The sequence below is a fragment of the Roseburia sp. AM23-20 genome (assembly GCF_003470905.1).
Taxonomy (GTDB): Bacteria; Bacillota; Clostridia; order Lachnospirales; family Lachnospiraceae; genus Roseburia; species Roseburia rectibacter.
Genome location: NZ_QRHS01000072.1, coordinates 427 through 916, shown reverse-complemented (window position 1 = coordinate 916; position 490 = coordinate 427). Strand labels below are relative to the sequence as shown.

The following is a 490-nucleotide window of genomic DNA, read 5'->3' as shown; positions in this document are numbered from 1 at the left end:
GGATAACTGGGATTTCAAACAGTCTCCTATGTGCGCGGTGTATAAGCCGACCGGACAGACGGTTATGTTCGTGGGAGCGGATAAGCCTATCAGTTTGAAGTCGTTTAACGTGCCTTTTGGATATGTAAAGATGTTAATTCATGAAGAGTGTGACGAGATGGCAGGCGTGGAGCAGATGGATAACATCGAGGATACCTTCCTCCGATCAGATACGCCAGCATTAGATATTAAGATATTTAATCCGCCAAAATCCAAGAACAATTTCATGAATGAGTATGTGGAAGAGTGCCGGAATAAGCCACAGACAAGGATCTGCCACAGTTATTATTACAACGTGCCGGTGAAGTGGCTCGGTAAACGATTCTTCGAACGTGCTGAGTGGTTCAAGGTGCATAAGCCGCTATATTACCGCAATAACTATATGGGCGAAGTAACCGGTACCGGCGGCGGTATCTTTGATAATGTGGAAGAGCGGACCATCACGGATGCA

At 46.1% G+C, this 490-nt stretch carries 1 protein-coding gene; it reads left to right on the top strand.

Features of this window, described 5'->3' with window-relative positions:
• Positions 1-490 (top strand): phage terminase large subunit (locus DW650_RS19365; protein WP_207662855.1); only part of this gene is annotated, 490 nt, incomplete at both ends.